General features: G+C 74.9%; 8 protein-coding genes and 1 pseudogene. 4 read left to right on the plus strand and 5 right to left on the minus strand.

Annotation, left to right across the window (positions count from 1 at the left end; all coding sequences use genetic code 11):
- Both KBX39_RS15510 and KBX39_RS15515 read right to left on the minus strand, forming a co-directional pair.
- Positions 1 to 403, minus strand: a 403-nt coding sequence (locus KBX39_RS15510) for a hypothetical protein (protein WP_210871215.1), incomplete at its 3' end; no start/stop codon positions are given.
- 83 nt (positions 404 to 486) lie between these two features.
- Complete coding sequence (locus KBX39_RS15515) at positions 487 to 1,938, minus strand: glycoside hydrolase family 3 protein (protein WP_210871217.1); 1,452 nt, start codon at positions 1,936 to 1,938, stop codon at positions 487 to 489.
- Positions 1,939 to 2,062: 124 nt separating this feature from the next.
- Here KBX39_RS15515 and KBX39_RS15520 point away from each other — a divergent pair, with 124 nt between their 5' ends.
- Positions 2,063 to 3,268, plus strand: a complete 1,206-nt coding sequence (locus tag KBX39_RS15520; RefSeq protein WP_030500934.1) for an ROK family transcriptional regulator — start codon at positions 2,063 to 2,065, stop codon at positions 3,266 to 3,268.
- A gap of 85 nt (positions 3,269 to 3,353) precedes the next feature.
- On the opposite strand, the gene KBX39_RS15525 is transcribed toward KBX39_RS15520, so the two are convergent.
- Both KBX39_RS15525 and KBX39_RS15530 read right to left on the minus strand, forming a co-directional pair.
- Positions 3,354 to 4,364 carry an ABC transporter permease subunit gene (locus tag KBX39_RS15525; RefSeq protein WP_043326085.1) on the minus strand — a complete coding sequence of 337 codons (1,011 nt, stop codon included), beginning with the start codon at positions 4,362 to 4,364 and terminating at the stop codon, positions 3,354 to 3,356.
- Positions 4,361 to 5,371, minus strand: a complete 1,011-nt coding sequence (locus KBX39_RS15530) for an ABC transporter ATP-binding protein (RefSeq protein WP_043326083.1) — start codon at positions 5,369 to 5,371, stop codon at positions 4,361 to 4,363. The genes KBX39_RS15525 and KBX39_RS15530 overlap by 4 nt, the downstream gene beginning before the upstream one ends.
- 120 nt (positions 5,372 to 5,491) lie before the next feature.
- Between KBX39_RS15530 and KBX39_RS15535 the strand changes: the two genes are divergently transcribed.
- Positions 5,492 to 6,343: an ABC transporter ATP-binding protein gene (locus tag KBX39_RS15535; protein ID WP_205795773.1), complete on the plus strand. Its 852-nt coding sequence runs from the start codon at positions 5,492 to 5,494 to the stop codon at positions 6,341 to 6,343.
- Between the two features lie 17 nt (positions 6,344 to 6,360).
- Complete coding sequence (locus tag KBX39_RS15540; protein WP_069087606.1) at positions 6,361 to 7,257, plus strand: ribokinase; 897 nt, start codon at positions 6,361 to 6,363, stop codon at positions 7,255 to 7,257.
- A gap of 45 nt (positions 7,258 to 7,302) precedes the next feature.
- Here KBX39_RS15540 and KBX39_RS15545 read toward each other — a convergent pair whose 3' ends face one another.
- Positions 7,303 to 8,067: a hypothetical protein gene (locus KBX39_RS15545; RefSeq protein WP_210871219.1), complete on the minus strand. Its 765-nt coding sequence runs from the start codon at positions 8,065 to 8,067 to the stop codon at positions 7,303 to 7,305.
- Positions 8,068 to 8,160: 93 nt separating this feature from the next.
- Between KBX39_RS15545 and KBX39_RS15550 the strand changes: the two are divergent.
- Positions 8,161 to 8,493 (plus strand): annotated as a pseudogene (locus tag KBX39_RS15550) (dienelactone hydrolase); the annotation flags it as partial.

Below are 8,493 nucleotides of genomic sequence, written 5' to 3' on the forward strand. Positions count from 1 at the left end.
CGGGCCCACCCGGCGGCGGGTGGATACTGACCGGCGGCAGCGGCGGGTGGGTGGCCTGCTGCCGCAGGCGGCCGCGCCGGTAGCGGCCGAGCGCGAAGACGTTGAAGAAGTGCAGCGCGCCCAGTACCAGCAGGACCAGGCCCACCTTCATGGAGAGCTGCTCCAGCGCCTGGCTGGTGTCGCCGACCGGGCCGGACTCCTTCATCGCCACCGTGACGTAGCCGAGGTTGAGCAGGTAGAAGCCGACCACGAGCAGGCTGTTGACCGCCTCGGCCAGCCGGCTGTCGGCGAACACGTCCTGCAGGAACACCAACCCGTTGCGGGACAGTGCCCGGGCCACCCAGATGGTCAGACCGATGCTGACCGCGAGGTAGGCCAGGTACATCCAGACCTTCACGTCCATCCCCGTCGCCTCTCTTGAACGTGTTCAAATCAAGGACGCCCTGAGCGTACGACAGATTTTGAACGTGTTCAAGAGTGATGCGGTCAGCCGGTCAGGCCCAGCGTCTGCGCGGCGGCGCGGCCGTTGGCGTGGCTGGCGCCATGGGTGGCGACGAACGCGCGCGCGCCAGCCGGCCGCCACGCGCCCGGCCAGCCCATCTCGACCACTGTCACCTGATGCGTGGCGGCCAGCGCCTCGACCAGCTCCCGCGCGCCGGGCAGCCGGTGCAAGTGCCGCCCGACCAGCACGACCGGCCGGTCCCCGGCGAGCCGCCGCAGCTTCTCCGGGTCGGTCTCGCCCGCCACCGCGCGGGCCTGCTCGATCCCGGCGGCCAGGTGCGGGCCGAGCCCCCACGGCACCCGCCCCTCGGCGACGGTGGAGGTGGCGTGCACCTGCACCACCAGGGGTGCGGCGGCGCGGGTGAGGTCGCCCTCGACCCGTACCGCCCGCAGCGCGGCGGCGTAGCCGAGGCCGTCGGTGGCGGGCGGCGGGGCGTCGGCGGGGCCGGTGGCGGCGAGCGCGGCGGTCCGGCCGGCCGCCTCCTCGACCCGCTCGCGCGCCAGCCGCCCGTCGCCGATCGCCGCGACGATCTCGGCGGCGACCGACTCGACCAGCTCGGCGTCGACCCGGGCGCCGATGCAGAGCAGGTCCGCGCCGGCCGCCAGCGCCCGGACCGCGCCCGTGCCGACCCCGCCGGCGGCGAGCACCGCGCCCTTCATCTCCAGCGCGTCGGTGACTACCGCGCCGGTGAAGCCGTACTCGACGCGCAGCAGGTCGTGCAGGACCGCGCGGCTGAACGTGGCCGGGCCGTCGCCGGTCAGCGCCGGCACCCGGATGTGCGCGGTCATCACCGCGCGGACGCCCGCGTCGACCACCGCGGCGAACGGCGGCAGGTCCCGTTCCCGCAGGACGGCCGGCGGCACGTCGACTGTGGGCAGCTCGTGGTGGGAGTCGGCGACTGTGGCGCCGTGCCCGGGGAAGTGCTTGGCGCAGGCGGCCACGCCCGTCGACTGGAGGCCGGCGACGGCGGCGGCCGAGTGGACCGCCACCCGCTTCGGGTCGGCGCCGAACGAGCGGGTGCCGATGACCGGGTTCTCGTCGGCGGTGTTCACGTCGACGGTGGGCGCCAGGTCGAGCGTGACGCCGAGCGCGGCCAGCTCGGCGCCGATCGCCGCGTACACCTCGCGGGTCAGCGCGGGGTCGTCGACGGCGCCGAGCGCGGCGTTGCCCGGGTACGGGCTGCCGGTGGCGTGGGCCAGCCGGGTGACGTCGCCGCCCTCCTCGTCGATCGCGACGATCACGTCGGGGCGGCCGGCGCGCAGCGCCGCCGTGGACGCCGCGACCTGGGCCGGGTCATGGATGTTGGTGCCGAACAGGGTGTGCCCGGCGAGCCCGTCGGCGAGCAGGTCGACCGCCCAGTCCGGCGGGACCGGACCCGGGTACGCGGCCAGCAGCGTGCCCAGCGCGAGCCGCCGGAGTCCTGGATCCTGACCCACGAGTATCCCCTTTCCCTGCCGGGTCGTCCGACCTTCGCGGATCGGGGCGGCCGATACGCTAACGGACGCCCCTCGGCAGGCGTTTTGTGGTTAGAAAACTTTACTGAAAATTGAGGACGACGGCATGAGTGCGACCCGGCTGCCCGGTACCCCCCGACTCCTGCGGGCGCTCAACGATCGTGCGGCGCTGGAGCTGCTGCTCGAACGCGGCCCGCTGACCCGGGCCCGGATCGGTGAGCTGACCGGGCTGTCCAAGGTCACCGCGTCCCAGCTCGTCGAACGGCTGGAGGAGCGCGGCCTGGTCGCCCGGGTCGGCGAGCAGGCCGGCGGGCGGGGCCCGAACGCCCAGCTCTACGCCGTCCGGCCGAGCAGCGCGTACGTGGTGGGCGTGGACGTCGGCGCGGAGCGGGTGGTGGCGGCCTGCGCCGACATCACCGGTACGGTGGCCGGCCGGGTCGAGCAGTCCACGAAGGACACCGACGACCCGGTCGGGGTGGTGCACAACGCGGTGGTCCAGGCGGCCAGCAGCGCCGGGGCGGAGCTGTCCGCCGTCCGGCGCGTCGTGCTCGGCACCCCCGGCCTGGTGGACCCGCAGACCGGCGACATCACCTTCGCGTTCAACCTGCCGCGCTGGCACAGCGGCCTGCTCGCCGCGCTGCGCGAGGACCTGGACACCCCGGTCGTGTTCGAGAACGACGTGAACCTCGCCGCGGTGGCCGAGGCGCAGTCCGGCGCGGCCCAGGGCACTTCCGACTTCGTGCTGGTCTGGGTGGACGCCGGCGTCGGCCTGGCGATCATGCTGGGCGGGCGGCTGCACCACGGCAGCAGCGGCGCGGCCGGCGAGATCGGCTACCTGCCGGTGCCCGGCGCGCCCATCCCGCGCGACGTGTCCAAGCGGGCCAAGCCGGCATTCCAGCAGCTCGTCGGCGCCGACGCGGTACGCGCGGTGGCCGCCGAGCACGGCTTCGCCACCCCGAAGGCGGCGGAGCAGGGCGTCGCGGCGGCCCGGGCGGCCGAGGTGGTACGCGCGGCGATCGCGGCCGGCACCGCCGGTGGGCCGATGCTGGACGAGCTGGCCCGCCGGCTGGCGCTCGGCGTGGCGAGCACCTGCGTGGTGCTGGACCCGCCGCTGGTGGTGCTCGCCGGCGCGGTCGGGCAGGCGGGCGGGGCGGCGCTGGCCGAGCGGGTGCAGCACGAGGTCGCCGCGATCACGCTCGTCCGGCCCCGGGTGGTGACCACCGGGCTGACCGAGGAGCCGATCCTGCGCGGCGCGCTGCGTACCGCGCTGGACGCGGTGCGCGACGAGGTGTTCGGCTCGACGGTCGGCTGACCGCGTCGTGCGCCCTGACGCCATGTGAAGGAATCCTTCATCATGGCGTCAGGGTTCGCAAGGAGTTGCCGGGCCTGCCCTTCCGTCACATCAGGTCGCGGCGGCGGAACACCGTGAACGCCGCGGCCACGAGCGCGCCGGTGAGCCCGAGCAGCACCACCAGACCCGACGGCCAGGTCACCGTGTACGAACCGTCGCAGTAGCCGGAGATCCCGGGGCCGCAGGCGTTGCCGTCCCAGAGCCGCACCTCACCGGAGAGCCAGGCCGCCAGATAGCTGGACAGCATGTACCGGTCCGGCCGGCCCACCTGGAGGATCTGGAACACCAGCCGCGCCCCCAGCTCCCACACCACCACGTACGCGGCCACCGCGCCGAGCGCCGCCGACGTCAGCCGGCCCAGCGTGGCGACGGCGAAGCCGAGCGCCGCGGCGAGCAGCACCAGCACCAGGCCGCGCCCCCAGATCGCGGCGAGCGACGGCCAGAAGTCGCCACCGGTCCGCCCCACCAGACCGGACGCCTGGCCGATCAACCAGAACGCCCCGAGGTACGCCACCGAGGCCAGCACCGACAGGCCGACCAGCCCGCCCAGCAGGGTGCCCAGCTTCGCGGCGAGCACCGTCGACCGCCGGGGCCGCCACAGCAGCAGGTTGACCACCCCGCCCGAGTTCAGGTCGGCCCCGATGTACGAGGCGCCGACCAGGAACCCGAACAGCGTCAGGAACGCGATCAGGAAGTAGAGCAGCGGCTCGGCCTCCTTGGCGAAGACGAAGACACCGCTGAGGTAGTCGGCCGCGGTCGGCAGCTCGTCGAGCTGGGCCGGGTCGATCTGGGCGCAGTCGCGCGGCAGGTAGTCGTTCTCGGCCGGCGGGAGCGAGCCCTCCCGGATCCGCAGGCAGCGGTCGTACGTCATCTCCATCTCGCGGACGCTCTCCGCCGCCTGCGCCTGCGCGCGGCTCAGCTCCGCCGGGCTGGGCCGGTGCGAACCGGCGAGGGTGGTCACCACCGTCACCGCGAAGGCGGCAGCCAGCAGCACCACCATGAGCTGCACGAAGCGCCGGGCGGCCAGCCGCTCCAGCTCGGCACGGACCAGGTTCACGCGTCCACCTCCCGGCTCTCCCGGACGTCGAGGTCGATCACTCCGTCGCTCGGCGGCGCGCCGTCGACCTGCCGCGGCACCTCCACGCCCATGTGCTCGTGGTCGCCGGTCAGTTCCAGGAAGACGCTTTCCAGGTCCGGCCGCAGCGGGACCAGCTCGCGTACCCACACGCCCTGCTCGCCGAGCGTCCGGCTGATCGTCTCCGGATCCTCCACGCCGGTCACCACCAGGTGGTCCGGCCCGGCCGTCACCGACAGACCGGCCCGGCCCAGCAGGTCACCGGCCTGCTCCGGGTCGGCCACCCGCACCCGCCACTGGTGCTGGTCGAAGCCGGCCAGCACCTCCTCCACCGGCCCGTACGCGACCCGCCGCCCCCGGCTGACGATCGTCACGTGGTCGCAGATCAACTGGATCTCGGCCAGGATGTGACTGGAGAGCAGCACCGTCACCCCGGCCTCGGCGAGCGACCGGGTCAGGTCGCGCATCTCCCGGATGCCGGCCGGGTCCAGCCCGTTCGCCGGCTCGTCCAGGATCAGCAGCTCCGGGTTCTTCAGCAGGGCCGAGGCGACCGCCAGCCGCTGCTTCATGCCCAGCGAGTAGCCCTTGACCCGCTCGTGGCCCCGGTCCCGCAGCCCGACCTGCTCCAGCACCTCGTCCACCCGGACGGTCGGCACGCCACCGGCCACGGCCAGCAGCCGCAGCGTCCGGTGCGCGGTGAAGTTGGCGAAGAACTGCGGGCTCTCCACGATCGCGCCGACCCGGCCGGCCACGTCCGGCAGGCGCTCGGGTGAATCGGCGCCCAGCACGCGCATCCGCCCGGCGTCCGGCCGGACCAGCCCGAGCAGCGCACGCAGCGTGGTGGTCTTGCCGGACCCGTTCGGCCCCAGGAAACCGTGCACCTGACCCGCCTCGACCAGCATGTCGAAGCCGTCGACGGCGACCCGCCGCCCCTGGCGCAGCGAGTGGAACGTCTTGCGGAGGCCGGCGATCTCGATGACCGCGCTCATCCGCGCGCCTTCCGGCAGCGGTCGGGCATGGGTGTCCTTCCGGAAGCGGTGACCAACGACACGGCGCCCCACCCTATGGTGGCGACGCCTCCCGTGGGGGGCACCGTGCCGGATGCGTGATTGGATGGTGCGGTGACTGGTGACCTGATCCCCGGCGCCCCGGGCGCCCCCGCCCCCTCGACCGTGGACGCGGATCTGGTGGTCAGCCTCGACGGGGTCGGCGTCAAGCGTTCCGGCACGGCGCTGGTGCACGACGTCGACTGGCGGGTCGAGCTGGACGAACGGTGGGTGGTGCTCGGGCCGAACGGCGCGGGCAAGACGACACTGCTCAACCTGGCCTCCGGCCGGCTGTACCCGACCAACGGCGTCGCCCACGTGCTCGGCGAGCGCATCGGCCGCACCGACGTCAACGAGCTGCGTACCCGCATCGGCCTGTCCACCGCGACGCTCGCCGAGCGGATCCCCGCCGACGAGCGCGTCACCGACGTGGTGGTGACCGCCGCCTGGTCGGTGGTGGGCCGCTGGCGGGAGAGCTACGACCGCACCGACGAGGCGCGCGCCGCCGCGCTGCTGCGCCAGCTCGGTGTCGGGCACCTCGCCGACCGCGCGTACGGCACGCTGTCCGAGGGCGAACGCAAGCGGGTGCAGATCGCCCGCGCCCTGATGACCGACCCGGAGCTGCTGCTGCTCGACGAGCCGGCCGCCGGGCTCGACCTGGGCGCGCGCGAGGACCTGGTGGCCCGGCTGGCCGAGCTGGCGTACGACCCGGACGCGCCCGCGATGGTGCTGGTCACCCACCACGTCGAGGAGATCCCGCCGGGCTTCACGCACGCGCTGCTGCTGCGCGAGGGCGGCGTGGTGGCGCAGGGCCTGCTCGGCGACGTGCTCACCGCCGACAACCTGTCGAAGACGTTCGGCCTGCCGCTGGTGGTCACGCGGTCCGGCGACCGCTGGGCCGCCCGCGCCGCCTGAGCGACGGGACGGACACCGTGCCGCAGACCCGGATCGCCGTCGTCGGCAGCGCCAACATGGACCTGGTCGGCATCGGCGCCGCGCTGCCCCGGCCGGGTGAGACGGTGCTGGGCAGCGACTTCGTCATGCTGCCCGGCGGCAAGGGCGCCAACCAGGCCGTCGCCGCGGTACGCGCCGGCGCCTCCTGCGTCTTCCTCGGCGCGATCGGCTCGGACTCGTTCGGCGTGACGCTGCGGGCCCGGATGACAGCGGCCGGCGTGGACACCGGGCACCTGCGCGTGGTCTACGGCCCGTCCGGCGTCGCCCTGGTCATGGTCGGCGGCGCGGGGGAGAACGCCATCCTGGTCACGCCGGGCGCGAACGCCGCGTTCACGTCGCCGACCGCCGACGAGCTTTCCGCCGTACGCGATGCGGACGTGCTGGTCGCGCAGCTGGAGGTGCCGGTCGAGACGGTGACCGAGGCGGCGCTCGCGGCCCGGTCGGCAGGTACCCGGGTGGTGCTCAACGCCGCGCCGGCCCGGCCGGTGCCGGCCGAGCTGCTGGCGGCCACCGACCTGCTCGTGGTGAACGAGCCGGAGGCGCAGGCGCTGACCGGTCGCGGCCGGGACGAGCCGGCGGCGCTGCTGGATCTGGTGCCCCGGGCGGTGCTCACGCTCGGCGGCGACGGCGCCTGGTACGTCGACCGGGAGCGGCCGGCGACGCACGTGCCGGCGGTGCCGGTGGACGTGGTCGACTCGACCGCCGCCGGCGACGCGTTCACCGCGGCGCTCGCCGTGGCCTGGGGTGAGGGGCGGGACCTGGCCGACGCGGTGCGCTGGGCGGCGGCCGCCGGTGCGGCGTGCGTACGCAAGCTCGGCGCCTCGGTGGCGCTGCCGCACCGCGCGGAGATCGACGAGCTGTTCGCCGACTGTTAAGAAGGGCCCCTTTCACTACCGGAGGCGTTAACAAGGGGCCCTTCCTTACACCTCGTCGGTGAGGCGTTCGCCGCGGCGGCGCAGCATGCCGAGCCCGGGGATGCCGGCGACCGCGAGCTTGAGGTCGCGGGTGACGTCCAGCAGGTCGTGCAGGTCCGGGCCGACCCGGTCCAGCGTGGCCAGGATCGGCAGCACGTCCGAGGTGAGGTGGTCCTTGAGCTTCGGCAACTCGTCCACGAGACGGATCGCGGCGGTCACCTCCTCGGGGCTGAGCTGCTCCACGAAACGCGCCGCCATCGGTGCGGCCCGGCGCAGCGTCGACTCGTACGCGGCCAGCAGCTCGTTCGCGACGCCGGTGGCCTTCTCGGCGGTGGCGAGGGTGCCCGCCGCCCGCGCGGTCACCGTCTCCGCCTCGGTGACCACACCGGCCGCGCTGCGGGCCACCCGGTCCGCCTCGCCGACCACGGTGGCCGCCGCCGCGGAGACCCGCTGCGCCTCGCCGACCACCACCGTCGCGGCGGCGGCCACCTCGGTCGCCGTGTCGATCGCCGAGGTCGCGGCGGCACTGATCACCGCCACCTCGCGGACCGCCGTCTCGGCGTCGGCCAGCACCCGGTCGGTGCGGTCGAGCGTGCCCTCGATCCGGTCCACCACTCCGTCGATCCGCCGGACCAGCGCCTCGACCTGGTCGAGGACGGCGAAGGCGCGAGCGGGTACCGAGGCCATCGTGGCGGCGGAGCCGAGCGCCTGGTCCACTGCGGTACGGGTGAGGCCGAGCAGGGCGCCGGGCCGGGGGAGAGGGATCGCCATGGCATCCAGTGTGCGGCGTCGCGGCCAGTGCCGCCCGGCGGCACCGGGCGGCGAAGGTCACGCCGGGCCGCCGACGCGGCGTAGGGTGCCGGCATGCCCACCCCCGGCCCGGCGTCGCGGCGAACGCTCGCCTGCGGCGTGGTCGCGCTGCTCGCCGTCGTCCTCGGCGCACTGCTCCTGGTCCGCGCCGACGCCGGGCTGAGCACCGCGCGGGCGACGGTGGCCGGGGTGCCGCTGACCGAGGTACGTGCCGACGGCGGGGCCGGTGGCCTGCGGCCCGGGGTGGTGATCGCGCACGGCTTCGCCGGGTCGGCCCGGCTGATGCGGCCGCTGGCCGACTCGGTGGCCCGCCAGGGCGGCGTCGCGGTGCTGCTCGACTTCGCCGGGCACGGCGCCAGCGGGTCCCGGCTGCCCGGCGCCGGGCGG

This window comes from Micromonospora sp. D75, assembly GCF_018070405.1.
GTDB lineage: Bacteria > Actinomycetota > Actinomycetes > Mycobacteriales > Micromonosporaceae > Micromonospora > Micromonospora chalcea.

Coding starts and splice junctions, on each gene's coding strand:
- KBX39_RS15520 (WP_030500934.1), top strand. CDS start 2,063: ATGAGTGCGACCCGGCTGCCCGGTACCCCCCGACTCCTGCGGGCGCTC.
- KBX39_RS15530 (WP_043326083.1), bottom strand. CDS start 5,371: ATGAGCGCGGTCATCGAGATCGCCGGCCTCCGCAAGACGTTCCACTCG.
- KBX39_RS15545 (WP_210871219.1), bottom strand. CDS start 8,067: ATGGCGATCCCTCTCCCCCGGCCCGGCGCCCTGCTCGGCCTCACCCGT.